This window comes from Pseudoalteromonas xiamenensis (assembly GCF_030994125.1).
In the GTDB taxonomy this organism is placed as follows: domain Bacteria; phylum Pseudomonadota; class Gammaproteobacteria; order Enterobacterales; family Alteromonadaceae; genus Pseudoalteromonas; species Pseudoalteromonas xiamenensis_B.
The window spans coordinates 2,684,664-2,700,529 of record NZ_CP099917.1; the positions used below are offsets into that span (position 1 = coordinate 2,684,664).

Annotated in this window: 15 protein-coding genes; 6 read left to right on the forward strand and 9 right to left on the reverse strand. The window is 43.6% G+C overall.

What is annotated here, in order from left to right; translation table 11 throughout:
* Positions 1 to 86 precede the first annotated feature (86 nt).
* From recG to asnC, 3 genes are all read right to left on the reverse strand, one after another.
* On the reverse strand, positions 87 to 2,171 hold the full coding sequence (recG, locus tag NI389_RS12490) for an ATP-dependent DNA helicase RecG (RefSeq protein ID WP_308360219.1): 2,085 nt from the start codon (positions 2,169 to 2,171) through the stop codon (positions 87 to 89).
* Positions 2,171 to 2,878, reverse strand: coding sequence for a tRNA (guanosine(18)-2'-O)-methyltransferase TrmH (trmH, locus tag NI389_RS12495; protein WP_308360220.1), 708 nt, complete (start codon positions 2,876 to 2,878; stop codon positions 2,171 to 2,173). Before trmH ends, recG begins: the two co-directional genes overlap by 1 nt.
* A gap of 83 nt (positions 2,879 to 2,961) precedes the next feature.
* Complete coding sequence (asnC, locus tag NI389_RS12500) at positions 2,962 to 3,423, reverse strand: transcriptional regulator AsnC (RefSeq protein ID WP_308360221.1); 462 nt, start codon at positions 3,421 to 3,423, stop codon at positions 2,962 to 2,964.
* Between the two features lie 162 nt (positions 3,424 to 3,585).
* Here asnC and asnA point away from each other — a divergent pair, with 162 nt between their 5' ends.
* The gene (gene asnA, locus NI389_RS12505) at positions 3,586 to 4,584 is read left to right on the forward strand and encodes an aspartate--ammonia ligase (protein ID WP_308360222.1); all 999 of its coding nucleotides are present in this window, start codon (positions 3,586 to 3,588) and stop codon (positions 4,582 to 4,584) included.
* A 51-nt stretch (positions 4,585 to 4,635) separates the two neighbouring features.
* Here asnA and NI389_RS12510 read toward each other — a convergent pair whose 3' ends face one another.
* The 5 genes from NI389_RS12510 to gmk form a co-directional block, all read right to left on the reverse strand.
* Positions 4,636 to 6,249: a DUF342 domain-containing protein gene (locus tag NI389_RS12510; protein ID WP_308360223.1), complete on the reverse strand. Its 1,614-nt coding sequence runs from the start codon at positions 6,247 to 6,249 to the stop codon at positions 4,636 to 4,638.
* 142 nt (positions 6,250 to 6,391) lie between these two features.
* Positions 6,392 to 6,784: a RidA family protein gene (locus NI389_RS12515; protein WP_308360224.1), complete on the reverse strand. Its 393-nt coding sequence runs from the start codon at positions 6,782 to 6,784 to the stop codon at positions 6,392 to 6,394.
* A gap of 10 nt (positions 6,785 to 6,794) precedes the next feature.
* Positions 6,795 to 8,900: a bifunctional GTP diphosphokinase/guanosine-3',5'-bis pyrophosphate 3'-pyrophosphohydrolase gene (spoT, locus tag NI389_RS12520; RefSeq protein WP_308360225.1), complete on the reverse strand. Its 2,106-nt coding sequence runs from the start codon at positions 8,898 to 8,900 to the stop codon at positions 6,795 to 6,797.
* A 136-nt stretch (positions 8,901 to 9,036) separates the two neighbouring features.
* Positions 9,037 to 9,312, reverse strand: coding sequence for a DNA-directed RNA polymerase subunit omega (rpoZ, locus tag NI389_RS12525; RefSeq protein WP_208842316.1), 276 nt, complete (start codon positions 9,310 to 9,312; stop codon positions 9,037 to 9,039).
* A gap of 116 nt (positions 9,313 to 9,428) precedes the next feature.
* Positions 9,429 to 10,052 carry a guanylate kinase gene (gmk, locus tag NI389_RS12530; RefSeq protein WP_308360226.1) on the reverse strand — a complete coding sequence of 208 codons (624 nt, stop codon included), beginning with the start codon at positions 10,050 to 10,052 and terminating at the stop codon, positions 9,429 to 9,431.
* 292 nt (positions 10,053 to 10,344) lie between these two features.
* On the opposite strand from gmk, the gene NI389_RS12535 reads away from it, so the two are divergent.
* Positions 10,345 to 11,148, forward strand: coding sequence for a hypothetical protein (locus NI389_RS12535; RefSeq protein ID WP_308360227.1), 804 nt, complete (start codon positions 10,345 to 10,347; stop codon positions 11,146 to 11,148).
* Positions 11,149 to 11,281: 133 nt separating this feature from the next.
* On the opposite strand, the gene NI389_RS12540 is transcribed toward NI389_RS12535, so the two are convergent.
* The gene (locus NI389_RS12540; protein ID WP_308360228.1) at positions 11,282 to 11,875 is read right to left on the reverse strand and encodes an alpha-ketoglutarate-dependent dioxygenase AlkB; all 594 of its coding nucleotides are present in this window, start codon (positions 11,873 to 11,875) and stop codon (positions 11,282 to 11,284) included.
* 247 nt (positions 11,876 to 12,122) lie between these two features.
* Here NI389_RS12540 and NI389_RS12545 point away from each other — a divergent pair, with 247 nt between their 5' ends.
* The 4 genes from NI389_RS12545 (at position 12,123) to NI389_RS12560 (ending at position 15,710) form a co-directional block, all read left to right on the forward strand.
* Entirely contained in the window at positions 12,123 to 13,364 is a 1,242-nt protein-coding gene (locus NI389_RS12545; protein WP_308360229.1) for a hypothetical protein, read from the forward strand.
* Positions 13,365 to 13,376: 12 nt separating this feature from the next.
* Positions 13,377 to 14,321, forward strand: coding sequence for a formyltransferase family protein (locus NI389_RS12550; RefSeq protein ID WP_308360230.1), 945 nt, complete (start codon positions 13,377 to 13,379; stop codon positions 14,319 to 14,321).
* A 125-nt stretch (positions 14,322 to 14,446) separates the two neighbouring features.
* Positions 14,447 to 14,947, forward strand: coding sequence for a hypothetical protein (locus NI389_RS12555; protein WP_308360231.1), 501 nt, complete (start codon positions 14,447 to 14,449; stop codon positions 14,945 to 14,947).
* Between the two features lie 139 nt (positions 14,948 to 15,086).
* Positions 15,087 to 15,710 carry a phage tail protein gene (locus NI389_RS12560; RefSeq protein WP_308360232.1) on the forward strand — a complete coding sequence of 208 codons (624 nt, stop codon included), beginning with the start codon at positions 15,087 to 15,089 and terminating at the stop codon, positions 15,708 to 15,710.
* Positions 15,711 to 15,866 lie beyond the last annotated feature (156 nt).

Sequence of the window (15,866 nt, forward strand, 5' to 3'; positions counted from 1 at the left end):
TAGGAAAAGGAGACTTAGGTCTCCTTTTTTCATGATCAAGGATTCGATATGAATGAACTCGTATACTGAGGATATAAAAAAGGATTTTAAGCCATCGCAAAATGCGCTCGATTGCCCATCCAACGTTGCTCAATCGGTTCAATAATGTCCGGATGTTCCTGCATGAGCCGTTTGGCGACTGCACGTACTTGCGGGATAAGTTCTTTATCGCGCGAGAGATCGGCAATTTTAAATTCGGCAAGTCCGGTTTGTTTTGTGCCCAGCACTTCCCCTGGTCCTCGGATTTCAAGGTCGCGTTCCGCGATAACAAACCCATCATTACTGTCGCGTAAAACGCCTAAGCGTTTTTGGGCTGTGCCTGACAAAGGTGCGTGATAGAGAAGTAAGCAGTGTGAAGCAATCGCACCTCGTCCAACGCGGCCACGTAATTGGTGGAGTTGAGCAAGCCCCAATCGCTCAGGGTTTTCAATAATGATTAAACTCGCATTTGGAACATCTACCCCGACTTCAATCACGGTGGTAGCAACCAATACATCGCTTTGACCTTGTTTAAACTCAGCCATAATGGTTTGTTTTTCAGCTGCTTTCATTCTTCCATGGACAAGCGATACGCGTAGTTCAGGCAGGGCTTCACTTAATGCAATTTGTGCGTCTTCCGCGGCTTGGCATTGCAAAGCCTCGGATTCTTCAATCAGTGTGCAGACCCAATAGACTTGTCGTTGTTGCTCCGTACAAGCGACTCGAACTCGTTCGATCACTTCATGGCGTCGAGTATCGGGAACGGCGACGGTAGTAATTGGAGTGCGACCAGGTGGAAGTTCATCAATGATAGAGGTTTCTAGGTCGGCGTAAGCCGTCATCGCGAGTGTTCTTGGAATGGGCGTCGCTGTCATAACGAGCTGGTGTGGGTAGCAGTCGCCAAAACGACCTTTCTCGCGCAGCGACAAACGTTGGTGTACACCAAATCGGTGTTGTTCATCAATAATGATGAGAGCAAGGTTTTTAAATGTCACTTGCTCTTGAAACAACGCGTGAGTACCAATAACCATTTGCGCTTCGCCTGACGCTAACCGTTCTAGTGTGGTGTTGCGCTCTTTGCCTTTCGTCTTTCCACCAAGCCACGCGACGCTTATTCCCAGCGGCGTAAACCAATTAGCAAAATTGGCGGCATGCTGTTCAGACAGTATTTCGGTGGGTGCCATTAGAGCAACTTGAAATCCAGCACTGATGGCACTTAGTGCGGATAACGCTGCGACTAATGTTTTACCTGAACCGACATCACCTTGAACGAGTCTCATCATCGGGTAAGGTAGCGCCAGATCGTGTTTAATCTCATCAACAACTCGTGATTGGGCGTTGGTAGGTGAAAATGGCAATGAAGCGAGGAACTGCTGCTCAAGCGATGAGGTTTGTGGCAGGGTGACCGCTTGAACATGCTGGCTTTGCGAACGCAGTTTCAGCAAGCTTAGGTTTTGCGCAAGCAGCTCTTCAAACGCTAATCGCAGCTGTGCAGGGTGTTGCCCGAGCTCTAACTCACTCAATGAAACATCGCGAGGAGGATGATGTAACGTACGAATGGCTTCGGTGAGAGTAACACCAGATGGGCGATAACGTTCTGGCAGGAGCTCTTCCAGCTCGTATTTCTCTAACAATGCAATCGCTTGATCCGCAATTGCGCGGATGCTGAGCTGCTTTAAACCTTCGGTTGTAGGGTAAACTGGCGTGAGTGTTTGATCATTCTCATCGATTTGTTGATATTCATCTTGGATACGATATTCAGGATGCGCAATTTCATAGCCAAATTTCCCGCGTCGCACCTCTCCAAAGCAATGCATGATTTTGCCCACTTGCATGGCATTTTTTTGTGCCGCGGAAAAGTTGAAAAATCGCAAAGTGAGGCGCCCTGTACCATCGTTTATTCGACAAACAAGCATGCGACGTTTACCAAAGGTAATTTCAGCGTGCTCAATCTCCCCCTCGACGGCGACATGAGTATGTGGCATCAACGAAGCAATGGCATAAGTTTGTGCGCGGTCTTCATAACGAAGCGGCAAGTGGAACAGCATGTCCTGAACACTGGCAATGCCCAGTTTTGACAGACGTTCGGCTACTTTAGGGCCGACGCCTTTTAAATCTGATACAGGGTATCTTGCCAGTGAGAGAGTTTTCATTACGCTTTAGTTTTTGGCTGAGTGAATTTTAGAATATGCCAAAATTGTTCGTCTGCGACAATCTCTCCTTCGTCATCAAGTGGAGGATAAGCTAACCCTTTGGCTTTACAACGATTTGCAATTATAGGATGACATCCTTCAAACAGCAGCCTGTGCTGCGTTTCTTGGTCGAGCATACCGGTGCGCTCATACAAGCCGGCAGCAGCACGCTGGCGCTGTGCTTCGTATAAAATAAGGGCACTTGCTACTGACACGTTAAGTGATTGTACCATTCCTTCCATTGGAACAACGATGTGCTTATCTGCCAATTCAAGCGCACGTTCAGTGATCCCCAATTTTTCTTGGCCAACAATAATCGCTGTCGGTTTTGTGTAATCGATTTCACGAAAATCGACGGCATGTTCACTGAGGTTGGTTGCCAAAATTTGTAACCCAGGCGTTCGTTCGCGCATCGCGGTAACGGCTTCATCAATTGTGAAGTACATGTGGGTCTCGACCCAGTTTTTACTTCCGCCAGAGGTGTTATTGGTCGTGCGTCTTTTTTCGTGCGGCCATACTGCATGGACGTGATGGCAGCCAACGGCGTCTGCAGTTCGAATAACAGCAGATAAATTATGGTGCTTATGCACTTCTTCCAAACAAACGGTTAAATCCGTTTGGCGACGATCTAGCACGCGTTTAATGCGTTGAAAGCGGTTTTCTTCCATTGGTGTGGCTCTTGTACTTAAAAATGCTGCGCATTATACCCAAAAAAGCCCATGAAGGTTAGGTTCGTACCCTGAGTTGGCTACTATGGCATCACCGTTCGTTGAATCGGTGCTTGCAAGGAAATCAGCGTTTCCGTGGACTGAATAGCTTCAATGGCTTGGATCTTGTTAATTAAAACATCTTGAAGGTGTTCGATAGAGCGCGTCATAACTTTAATGAAGATACTGTAATTGCCCGTGGTGTAATAGGCTTCGAGGACCTCCTCGAACTGAGTAAGTTGTGCAATTGTTGCTGGGTAATCACGAGCATGCTTGAGATTCACTCCGATAAAACAGCACACGTCATAACCTAACTTTTTTGGATCAATCTCAACTTTCGTGCCGGTGATGATACCCGCAGCTTTCATTTTTTCGACTCGCACGTGGATTGTTCCCGCGCTGACATCAAATCGTTTGGCCAATTCGGCATAAGGAGTACGCGCATTTCTCATTAACGCGTGAAGTATGTCTTTATCGAGATTATCGATTTGATAAAAATCCTGCATAATTTACAAGGTGAATTGAGGAATCATTAAATTTAAGTGTAATTATTTGATGATAATAATTCAAACTGTGTTTTTGTCCTTGAGAATATTGAATAAAGAGATGTTTTTGTTGATTATGCTTTTCAAGCAGTAAGTATCACATTGGGAATGAGGGCCCTTTTTATGAAAACACAGTTCAAATCAACACAGCGACAGATCAGTTATGTAAAACAAAAGTTTACTGAATTACTTAGTGAGAAGTTGAACCTAATTGAAGTCCAGGCGCCGATTTTGGCGAAAGTCGGTGATGGTACGCAAGATAACTTAAGTGGTCATGAAAAGGCTGTGCAAGTAAACGTCAAAACCTTGCCAGAGAGCCAATTCGAAGTTGTGCATTCACTGGCTAAATGGAAAAGAAAAACATTAGGTGAGCATGGTTTTGACATTGGTGAAGGGCTATTCACGCATATGAAAGCACTTCGACCAGACGAAGAGCGATTAAGTCCAGTACACTCTGTTTTTGTCGACCAATGGGATTGGGAAAAGGTGATCTGTGCAGGAAGTCAGCGCACCCTAGCGAAACTCAAGTCGACCGTCACTGAAATTTATTCAGCCTTGAAAGAAACGGAGCAAGCGGTCAGCGATGAATTTGGCTTGGTCCCTTTTTTACCAGAGTCAATCACGTTTATTCACAGCGAAGCATTGTTGGAAATGTACCCAAGCTTAAGTGCAAAAGAGCGCGAAAAAGCGGTTTGCGAACACTACGGCGCGGTATTTCTAATTGGCATTGGTCATACGTTGTCAGATGGTGAACGCCATGACGTGCGAGCACCAGACTACGATGATTGGTCAACGAAAAACGACGAACAATATGTTGGACTCAATGGCGATATTTTAGTTTGGAACCCAGTACTCACAGATGCATTTGAAGTGTCGTCTATGGGGATCCGTGTATGTCCTGAAAGTTTAACACGTCAACTGGCCATGACGGGCGATGAAGATAGGCAATCATTGCCTTGGCATCAATCTTTACTGTCAGGAGAATTACCACAAACTATCGGTGGAGGTATTGGTCAGTCGCGCGTAGCTATGTTGCTGCTGCAGAAAGATCACATTGCTCAAGTTCAGGTTGGCGTGTGGAGTGATGCATTAAAAGCATCGGTCGGTGAGGTGTTAGTTTAAAGACAAGAGCTGGTGGAAGAGCCTGTGTGCTCATCCACTCTAAGGGCATGCTTAAGTTGTTTTGAATACGACTTCTAACTTCCCATCTTGCAGCATGACGCTACAAGGCGGGTAGGAGCGTGTTGTTCTTAAGAATTTGTCAAAAATACGGACTTCTATTCCTGGGTGTAGAGCCGTATTGGCGGCAATTTTGGCGTTATCCACTAAGTCGTGTAAGTGGTGATCTAGTTCACTTAACTTATGTTCGAGCTGCTCTGACATTTGACAGTAATGCAGTTGTGTAGCGCCTATTTTCTCCAATAATAACTTTTTCTTCGTGGCGTCTTTTACTTGATCCGCCTTCTCAATCGCTTGCTGTAGCGTATCCAACTGCTCATCGGTTTTGGCTAAATCTTTTAGGCATTTATCCGTTTTTTCGGTAAGCATCTGACCTTCAGCGGCAAGCGTAATAGACATCTTTGCACCCGATTCACTGCCGATTTCACCGGCAATGAGCATTTGCCCATCGAGGATATGGCCACCAATGAGCTTTCCTTTAGGGTTATCCGGTTGACCCACTTGAATAAGCTTTTTCGCTTTGATATTACAATGGTTACTTTGCTTATCGAAGAAGATATTCTCACCTTCTACATAGACGTATTGACCGTGGGATAGGTGCACATCACCTTTGGCGATAATTTTACACGAAAGATCGTGATCTTCTTCGTTACCGGTCACATGTCCAATGGCAGCTTGACGGATTTCAATATTGCCGCCGGCCACTATCTCACCCGACTCAACGGAACCCATAACCGTGACATCCCCTTTTGCGTGAATTCGCATACCGGGTTCAACGTTATGGGTAACAATTACGCTACCATTAAAGTCAACATGGCCGCTTTTTACAGTAACATCAGCAATTGTGAAAATGTCGTCAACACGCATACCATTGTTAATGTCTGAAGGGCATCCTGCAATGGTGGCAATCAGTTCGAGTGGGTTGTGCGGCGAAATTTGTGTTCCATCACCAGCCATGAGTTGAAAAGACGCACCGGGTTTGGCTTCAATCGTGTCACCCGTTACGGTGAACCCTTCTTTTCCAGGCGTTGCTGGCCGCTGTGTCACGAGAACCGTACCTGGTGCCACACTGGCGAGCGCACCAAAATCACGCATGTCAACGGTGCCATCTTCACGGAGCTTAGGTGTTTTTAAGCGTTCTTTAAGCGTTTGAACATGAGGCAATAATTTTGCAGGAAGACCATCAACGGGCGAGCGCCCTTTTGCAACGATGCCTGAAATTTCCGTGCCGGGAGATGCTTCAAACTGTTGGCTCAGCACATCTTCTAAAAAAGCTTGCTTATACCCTCGGGTGACGCCCGCTTTAACAATCTCACGTTTCGCTTCTTCTAAGCTAATGAGTTTTCCGCCCTTCGCTGTGATAAGCGTTGCCTGCGCTTCCATTTTATCGTCGGAGATAGTGATACTAAAAATGGCATCGACTTTTTTACCAACAACGAGAACGTTTTCTTTTGTATTGTTTTTAAAAAATTGATTGATGGCATCATGATCGATATCGCAATCGGCAAAAGGAGACTTTTCAAGTGCTTCAATGACAAAAGCCGCACTCGGAGGTTGGAATTCCGCGACGTTTAAAAGAATGTTACCGTTGTGCGCGAGCTTAAACACCTAAAGCCTTCCTTTCTTTGCGACATCAAGATTTCTACTAACAGAGTGCTAAAATAATGCCAACTCGTCAAGTTGTTCTCGACTAGCATTCTATTGTTTTTTCACAGATAAAAATAAAGCCCGCACAGCGAGCTTTATTTGGTTAGTTTGTTGACGGCAACTCCATGATGCCATCGATTTCAATTTGTGACCCTTTCGGCAATTCTTTGACGCCAATTGCCGCACGAGCAGGATATGGTGTTCGGAAATATTGGCTCATGATTTCGTTCACCACCGCAAAGTTGCTGAGATCAGTCAAAAAGATATTCACTTTAACCATATCTTGTAATTTACCGCCTGCAGCTTCACATACCGCAGTTAAGTTTTTAAACACCTGATGTGTTTGTTCTGCAAAGTCTTCAGAGACCATAGACATGGTATCCGGTACTAACGGGATCTGACCTGAAAGGTAGACTGCAGTACCCACTTTGACTGCTTGGCTATACGTACCAATCGCTGCAGGTGCTTGGTCCGTCGAAATAATTGCTTTGTTCATGGATTATCCTTTATTTCTTTCTATATACGCGTTGTACGTCAGGCATCACTCGGATACGTCGCATGATGTTCGCGACATGGATCCGGTCTTTTACGGTTATGCCGAGGTCAATAACGTATAAGTTACTTTCTTTTTCGTCCGTCGCGATTTCAACAATATTTGCTGCGGTGCTTGCGACAACGTTCGTTAATTTCGCCAGCGCACCTTGATGGTTGATGATTTCAACACGGATATTGGCGATGTATTCTTTCTCTGGGTTATCTTCCCATTTTACCACAAAGTACTTGGCTCGCTCGTTTTCCCAGCCTTTGATGTTTTTACAACCTTCACGGTGTACCATTAACCCTTTGCCTTGGCTCATGTAGGCAATGATTTCATCGCCTGGTACAGGTCGGCAACACTTCGCGTAAGTAACCAACATACCTTCAGTACCAATAATGGCGGCTTTGGCTTTCTTCGCGAGTGTTTCAAGCTCGTCGCTGTCTTTTTGAAGTAAGCGTTTGGCAATGAGTAAACTCATAATGTTACCCGTACCAATTTCCACGAGCATTTCGAGTACGGTACTTAGATTGTACTCTTCGAGGACTCTTGCCAGTGTTTCATCTGGAATTTGTTCTAGTTTTGTTTCGCCAAGGGCTGAATCGAGCAATCTACGCCCAAGCTGCAATGCTTCTTCTTGCCGCTGACTCTTTAAATAGTTACGTACGCCTAAGCGCGCTTTCCCTGTAACAATGAAGTTGAGCCATGTCGCATTTGGATGCGCGCCAGAACTGGTAATAATTTCAACTGTTTGGCCGGTATCGAGTTTTTTACTGAGGGGATAAGGACGTCTATCCACTCGAGCACCAACACAGGTGTTCCCAACATCAGTGTGTACAGCGTAGGCGAAATCGACAGCTGTCGCGCCCATCGGTAGTTCGACAATACGTCCATCTGGCGTGAAGACATAAATTTCTTCCGGGAACAGCTCTGTTTTGACGTTTTCTACAAACTCAAATGAAGAGCCGGCGCTTTGCTGCAGCTCTAGCAAGCTCTGCATCCACTGACGTGCGCGTTGCTGCGCAGTATGACCTGAACTATCACCCGCCTTTTTATACATCCAGTGTGCAGCAACCCCTTTGTCTGCCATGTGATCCATATCGTGTGTACGGATCTGTATTTCAACAGGGATCCCATGAGGGCCGACAAGTGAGGTATGCAGAGATTGATAACCGTTCGTTTTTGGTACGGCAATGTAATCTTTGAAGCGCGTTTCAATCGGTTTGTAGAGGTTATGCACGACCCCTAACACGCGATAACAGGTATCGAGATTGTCGACGTTGATGCGAAACGCGTAAATATCCATCACTTCATTGAATTGAAGTTCTTTATTAAGCATTTTTTGATAAATGCTGTAATAGTGTTTTTCGCGTCCTTTGACCGATGCATTGATCCCGCTTTCGGCCAATCGCGCTTCAATTTCACCTTGAATATTGTTGATGATCTCTTTGCGATTACCACGAGCCTTCGCAACTTCGTTGCGCAGTGCGCGATGACGCATAGGATACAAGGCTTGAAAGCCTAAATCTTCGAGCTCGTTTTTAATGTCATGAATACCAAGTCGATTTGCGATAGGGGCAAAAATTTCTAAGGTTTCTCGTGCGATACGACGGCGCTTATCAGGGCGTAGTGCACCAAGTGTTCGCATATTGTGCGTACGATCCGCGAGCTTAATTAAGATCACGCGAATGTCTTGTGTCATCGCCATGATCATTTTTCGATAGTTTTCAGCTTGGAATTCTTTTTGATCTTTGAAACTGAGTTTATCGAGTTTACTCACGCCCGCGACCAAATCGGCTACGGTATTACCAAAAATCTCAGCCAAATCTTGTTTACTAAAATCGGTATCTTCAATGACGTCATGCATTAACGCAGCCATGAGTGTTTCATGGTCAAGGCGCATGCTTGCGAGTATGTGAGTTACTTCAACTGGATGTGTAATGTAAGGTTCGCCACTTGAGCGTGTTTGACCTTCATGTGCTTCGCGCGCTACGACGTACGCTTTTTGCACTAGTTCAACGTCTTGTGGACTAAGGTATTCGGATATTTTTTTCTTGAGACCTTCAAATAGATACATTCACACTCCAATGTTCCTGAAAGGGTATAGTGATGCTTAGAATATACGATGAAATGAGAGGGATGCCAACGGCACAAAGGCAATGAATAGAATTAAAAAAGCCAACCCAAGTGGGTTGGCTATTCAAACTGTGTGCTTAGCGCTTACCGCCAACAATCGCAGCCACAGCGGCTAGTTCAGCTGCTTCTTGGTGCTGCTGTTCTTCACGATCGATGCGATCTAGAGAGCTTGAATCTACAAGACCTTTTTCGATTTCACGTAGAGCGATAACGGTAGGCTTGTCGTTTTCTGGCTCAACCATAGGGTCTTTGCCACCTACTGCGATTTGACGCGCACGGCGTGCCGCAACAAGGATTAAATCAAAACGGTTACCAATTTGTTCTACTGCATCTTCAACAGTTACGCGAGCCATCTATGCACTCCAAAATTATTCACTCGGAAACGGGTAGTGTACTGTATGGTGTCGATTTCGCCAAGCACCATGGTTAATTTTTGCTAACTTCCAACAGTTTGCTTTAGCTGGATAACTTAGCGTAGTAATTCATCAATGAGTTGCTGATGCTTAACCGTTTGATTTTTCGTTTGTAAGCGAGCAGCTAACACAATGGACTCTAATTCATTCAGTGTTGTATCGAAATCATCATTAACAAGCACATAATCAAACTCACTGTAGTGTGACGACTCTGATTTTGCTTCAGCCATACGAGAGGCAATCACATCTTGGCTATCTTGACCACGATTGTTTAAACGACGCTCAAGCTCTTCACGTGAAGGAGGAAGGATAAAAATCGTTTTAACGTCGGGCACGAGTTCACGAACTTGTCGAGCACCTTGCCAATCAATATCCAAAAATACGTCAATACCATTGGCCAATTGAGTCTCAATGGCTTGCTTAGATGTGCCGTAGAAATTGTCGAACACTTTTGCCCACTCAAAAAAGTCACCGGCCTCAATTAATGCGTTAAAAGCGTCTACCGTAACAAAATGATAGTGCACCGCGTTTTCTTCTCCTGGACGAGGCTGACGCGTGGTATGTGACACAGACACCTTGACGTTGTCGTGTTTTTCTAACAGTGCTTTGATTAAACTCGACTTTCCTGCACCTGAAGGCGCAGATAGAATAAACAAGTTGCCACGAGCTAAATTTGCCATACCGACTCTCTTACGTATTGTGTAACGTATTTTTGAAAAAAGAGGCGCATTGTAACCAATCCAAGACTAAGCCTCAATCTTGTTCGTTTGAGTTTTGGATATCCGTGTTTTCGCAAAATACGCATGTTTTGATTGCGGTGTTTCAACACGTACGCGGTTTACACATCTCGTTAATTTAAAAAGAAACCCTTATGACAATAGACACAATATTTGGAAATCGGTAGGGTTTGCGTATTGAACTTGAGCTATTGAACGTGCGATGTACTTCACGTAGCTCCAAATGGAGATTGGCATGGAATTGAATCAAGCCGAATTATTAGAACTCGAAAAGCAGCTTGTGATGTTGCGTGTTGAGGCTGATCTGACCTTACTACCCAATTTACCTTACTTCTCTGGTAAGCCTTATCCTTTGGGTCGCTGTAAGGAAATTCGCGACGAAGTGTACACGCGTTTTGTCAAAGCACTTGAAAGTAATACCTCAGCGCCGTTTCAAAAGATCAACGCTTACCTAAAGCAAGGTGGCGTAATCGAAAAGGCGTGGGGGTCGCTTCGAGATGAATATTTTCAAAATGCGATGATTATTGGCAAGTGGTATGTGGATGTAAGCAATGACACCGTTTACCCCAATAAACCGCGTGTCGAAATCGTCGAACTAGAAAAAGCCAACTTTTACCCGATCACAACCTTTGAAAAGTTTAGTGAGATTGCCAAAAAATACTGGGAAGTTGAGGTTTACGCTAACACGGTATTGCCTGCATTAGCGCCTTACTTTCCACTAATTTGTGTGAATAAAAAAGGCATCAGTTGGCTTGCTGCCGCTAACGACAATATGGTTGCGGTAGCGATGAATAGTCAATTTCAACTTTCGGAACAGGTGTTACGACAAACCCCAAATCCGCCAGAGCAGGTGGTAAAAAGTTGGCAAAGTATGCTTAACCAAATCAATCAAACGTCTGCCTTTTTGTCTCAACAAGGATGCCCTGAAACGTATTGCGAACAATACCGCAGCCAGAATGCGTTTACTGATTTAAACCATCGCAATAGCGCTGTTCTCAGTTTTCAAGCACTCCCTAACAGTGTGAAGGTGCCTGTTTAAAACAATTGTGGAGAGGAGTAACGCTAGTAACCCCGCCGTTTGGTAGTTCAATGGGAACGCTGAACAGGCTGATAGGGCTACGTTAGAGATTCTTCTCCTTTAAATTCCGTCGTTACTTTCACGCCCATCAAACTCATGATTTGGAAAATTGGAATTTTCTGAAAGAGAAGTTAAACCTATCTGAGCAAATGCGTTCATTTTTTTGTAATGCATGTTCATAAATGTCTTGAAACCCTTCTCCCATAACAAGTAACGAGCAACTTTCGAGTTCCAGAGTGAGTACCTCTTCTTTTGAGCCACCATCTCGAATAATAAAGTTTCGTGTTGCGCCTATACTCAAAGAAGCAATGGTGTCTGTAGGACCAAAAGCAGGAAGATCTGAGTGGAAGTCAATATACTCATCACCATTGGGGTAATAAAGACCTACACAGACATCAAACTCAGTCCCAAGAAGTTTGTTTACAGCATGCATTACGCCTAACAACTCATCAAATGCCAGAGTGCTTCTGCCGTGATGTGATAAGAATTTTTTCGACTGATACAAATGAGGGCTCAGAAAGTTCATTTTCCATGGCCAAATACTCAGTACTCTGCCATCTGGAAACTGTATTTGCTCCGGTGCATTCAAATCAAATTTTTTTGTAATTTCATTCGCTATTCGTTGCGCGCAATCAACAGGAATAAAGTTAGAATGTAAGTGTGCATCACAGGCTAGATTTAATTTCATAAAAATTATCACAGATCATTATTTAACCTAAAATAGCAGCAGTTTAGTTGCATTATCAATCTACTGTAATGCACTGTAATGTACTGTAATGTACAGTAGTGAATAATTTAGTTTTACTGATGTATTGCGTCCAAATAAAAAATAAAAAGTAAAAAGCCCTAAAAGAACAGACTTTTTTCCTTGTTTGAACTATGTTTTTAATGAAAAAATTTTGTTAAATAAGATTTTCCAATTTGGTGGTAAAATCATGGAAAGATTAAAAGGTACAAACGGTAAACCCGTTTCAGCTTATGCTGATCCAAACATAGACTCACTACTTAAACATTCTATTCGAACCCAACTTGAGTCATTATTACAATCAAAAGTCAGTGTTGAGCAACGTATCGAGCTATTGCAGAAAAGCTTTGTTGACGCAACGAGCCTGATATTGAGTGATACAAAAGTAACTCATCACCAATTAGTCAAAGCGTTTGAAACTATGTATGACCAAGCTGTGCAGTCAATGGCACTTGCAGAGCTGAGTCAAGATGTACTAACCCGTCAGTACATCTCGCCTACGGGTCTGATCATGTCACCGTATAACTGTAAGCACACGATAAAAGATGTTTACCGCATAAAAGGGTATGCAAGAGGCATTGATAAAGCGATTCAAAGCAAGATTAAGCACAAAGCTAAAATCAACATTTTATACCCAGCTTGCGGGCCTTTTGCACCGCTTCTCTTACCTTTATTGAGTTATTACAAAGACACAAAAAAATACAGTGCACAACAGCTTCAGGTCATGTTGGTCGATATTCAACCTGGTGCTGTTATGACGTTACGCCAGCTCGTAAAAGATCTGCAGTTAGACGAATATATCTCGTTAATTGAAGAAGTGGATGCAACACAATATGTGCCAGATGTAGGCATTGATTTATTAGTGCTCGAGGCCATGCACCATGGTTTTACCAAAGAAGGGCAATTAAGTATTGCTAAGCATTTAGTCCAATTTCTCAATATCGATGGCTGGATGATCCCGCAAAATGTATCGATTAAAGGCGTGATGGTTATTGGTGAAACGGAATTTAACCAGCAGTGGAAGTCCGCAGATTATAGTCACTCAACCAAGCTATCAGATGTAGCACAGCAGGATAGGATTGAACTGGGCGAAATTTTCAGCGTTAACAAATCCAGTTTGTTAAGAATACAGGTATTGGAGCTAGAAGACGGAGTTAGTGTGATCCCCGTTAATCAGATCACATTTCCAACTGGCGTAGAAGACATGCATAAACGCTTTTTAGCTATTTACGCACATATTGATACCTTTGCAGAAGAAGCCGTAGGGCAATATGACTCTGGGATAACGCATCCTAAACCTGACATGAGTATTTATGTAGATTGTAAGCCTCGGGAGATTGAGCACACTCATTTTGTTGCTAGTAGTGGTGATACCGTACAGTTTTACTACCAGTTAAGCGGTTTACCAGGTTTTGTGCCCGTAAAAGTGTAAGGAGACTTAATTATGCAAAAGTTTGCTCTATTTACAGGCAGTTGCCAGAGTATACCAGCCATTCAATATCTATTGCAGGCTGGAAAATTAGCGTGTGTTGTACTGATTGAAGCGCAACCCAACCCAGACTTGGCTCAATTACAATATTGGTTGCAACAAAATCGCATTATCACATTGCAATATCAAAAAAATAATCAGTCTGAGTTAATAGCGCAGCTCGATACACTCGAAGTTAATCATGGCTTGTTATACATGTTTAGGCACAAAATAACGCCTTCTCTTATCCAGTACTTTGCGCAGAAGTTAGTCAACATTCATCCCAGTCCTTTACCTAATTATCGCGGGCCTTGGCCATTATATTGGCAGTTGCGAAATGGTGAAGAAACCACCCGCCTTACGCTACATCAGGTGAATGAGCAGATTGACGCGGGAGACGTGGCCACTGGTATCGGTGTTGATATTGCAATTCACCCTTTTGATACCATGAGTTGTCTACAACAAAAAGTTGCTCAAGCTTTACCGCTACTTATTGATAATTACAGCCAAGCCATACAGCAGCAATCACTCCGTTGGCTAAAGCAAGAAGCTGATTGTGAAAAAGATGCACCATTGGTTAATGAAAATCAGCTAATCGTTGATTGGCACAAACAAAGCGCCAAGCAAATCGCTGATATGGCTCGAGCTGGTAACGTTGACACTAGCTGTGCAATTTTCGCTGTTGGTCCTGATAAATTTCAACTACTGCAAGTAAGCACCGTTGAGTGTGACATTAAGGGTATTAAGCCTGGCACGGTAGTTGAGTTAGATAGACTGCGAGGGTTGATTATTAAAACCACTGATGGGGCCGTTTGTCTTGATGTGATCGGTACTCAACAAGGGCTCTTTGATGGCTATCGATTTGCCATTTTATTCGGTTTAGAAGCTGGTATGTGCTTGTCTGCTGAAAGAGTGAGTTAGGCAAAGCCTCTGCAGCTTTTTAAATGGGAAAGCAATGTAAGGAAAAGCGATAAAGAGTTGTGTGGGTGTTATCGTTTTCTGGTTTGTACAGTGCTTTGAAATTTACTTCAGAAGCGAGTTAACGAATGAAAATAAACATAGAGATCACCAACCAATACGGATACGACATTGCTGTGTATCCATATAATTTAGGCGCCCTGCCAAGTAATGATAAAGCTCAAATTATCAATAGGCAGGAAGGGAGAGGGGATGTTGATGTTGAGCAATCAGAGTCTGCTATTGTCGATATTCCGGGGATGGGAAGTTTGCTTATCCAGTTTATGGGGGAGCAAAAGTTTTCTGAATATCATGACAAATTTTGCGAGCAGTCTGATGAATTTGACCAATGTGGGCAAATGGTATTGATTCGCTATAAAACTTCAGAGCTTTATTGGCGTTTTCCCACATCAGATGATGTAGGCTCAGTAGAACTAATCGTTAATCAAGTTGGAACGGTATGTATTGGTAAGGTATCAAAAGGCAGTGTACGGCAGATTTCTTTACAAGAGTTGTTTATTCCGCCAGTTTTTTTAGTCAACCCAACTGAAACCATGCAAGAAGAAAGTGAACAAGAGCAACCAGAATGATGAGGGGCGATGATAGTGCGTAAGCGCGTTTTTCACCCTCAAACTAGTAAATCAGTGAGTAGATAGTGGCACCCGAGAAAAGTAGTTGCAGTCCGATTGCCATACAAAGTAACTAACTAAATACATAAGGACTAATAACATGTCTGCAGATTCATATATCGGAACAATGAGACCTTTTGGCGGTATCTTTGCGATAAGAGATTGGGCAATTTGTCAGGGGCAACTATTAGCGATATCAGAAAATACCGCGCTTTTTTCATTAATCGGTGATAACTATGGCGGAGATGCTCGCACTACCTTTGGTTTGCCTGATATGAGGGGGCGTAGCCCCGTTGGAATGGGAACGATGCCTGGAGGTAGAACTTATCAATTAGGTTTACGCTTTGGTATGGAAGACATTGCATTAAATTCATTACAATTGCCAGAACACTCACACGCTGCCGTATTTGTGCCTTCTGGTGGTAGTGAAGGTGTAACGGCCTCTTTACAGGCTGCAACTAACCCTGGTAATAGTTCAGAGCCAAGTGAAGGTGCATATATATCAGCAAGTACAACGAGTGTAAATTTCTATAAAGCGGGTGGGTTATCTCCAGAACCAACCTTGAAGGAGATATCTGGACTAACTATAGACGGCTCTGCTGGTAGTGGTGGTACTGTTGATATTGGAGATAGCGGGAAGTCTCAATCGTTTAGCATTTTGAATCCAGGGATGGTTGTTAATTGGCAGATAGTGTTGGAAGGCATATATCCACCACGTTCATAATTGATATTCATCAGTTTTTCAACGCTTTACCTATCGTTGTATGGAGGTAAAGCGTGAGGATTTCAAAAGTGACACTTTAATTAGAAAATTTTTACCTTTTGTGTATTGCCTCTTTAACCAAAAAGGTCGGTATCTTTTTAAAAGAGGACAATACAA

Coding starts and splice junctions, on each gene's coding strand:
- recG (WP_308360219.1), bottom strand. CDS start 2,171: ATGAAAACTCTCTCACTGGCAAGATACCCTGTATCAGATTTAAAAGGC.
- trmH (WP_308360220.1), bottom strand. CDS start 2,878: ATGGAAGAAAACCGCTTTCAACGCATTAAACGCGTGCTAGATCGTCGC.
- asnC (WP_308360221.1), bottom strand. CDS start 3,423: ATGCAGGATTTTTATCAAATCGATAATCTCGATAAAGACATACTTCAC.
- asnA (WP_308360222.1), top strand. CDS start 3,586: ATGAAAACACAGTTCAAATCAACACAGCGACAGATCAGTTATGTAAAA.
- NI389_RS12515 (WP_308360224.1), bottom strand. CDS start 6,784: ATGAACAAAGCAATTATTTCGACGGACCAAGCACCTGCAGCGATTGGT.
- spoT (WP_308360225.1), bottom strand. CDS start 8,900: ATGTATCTATTTGAAGGTCTCAAGAAAAAAATATCCGAATACCTTAGT.
- rpoZ (WP_208842316.1), bottom strand. CDS start 9,312: ATGGCTCGCGTAACTGTTGAAGATGCAGTAGAACAAATTGGTAACCGT.
- gmk (WP_308360226.1), bottom strand. CDS start 10,052: ATGGCAAATTTAGCTCGTGGCAACTTGTTTATTCTATCTGCGCCTTCA.
- NI389_RS12535 (WP_308360227.1), top strand. CDS start 10,345: ATGGAATTGAATCAAGCCGAATTATTAGAACTCGAAAAGCAGCTTGTG.
- NI389_RS12540 (WP_308360228.1), bottom strand. CDS start 11,875: ATGAAATTAAATCTAGCCTGTGATGCACACTTACATTCTAACTTTATT.
- NI389_RS12545 (WP_308360229.1), top strand. CDS start 12,123: ATGGAAAGATTAAAAGGTACAAACGGTAAACCCGTTTCAGCTTATGCT.
- NI389_RS12550 (WP_308360230.1), top strand. CDS start 13,377: ATGCAAAAGTTTGCTCTATTTACAGGCAGTTGCCAGAGTATACCAGCC.
- NI389_RS12555 (WP_308360231.1), top strand. CDS start 14,447: ATGAAAATAAACATAGAGATCACCAACCAATACGGATACGACATTGCT.
- NI389_RS12560 (WP_308360232.1), top strand. CDS start 15,087: ATGTCTGCAGATTCATATATCGGAACAATGAGACCTTTTGGCGGTATC.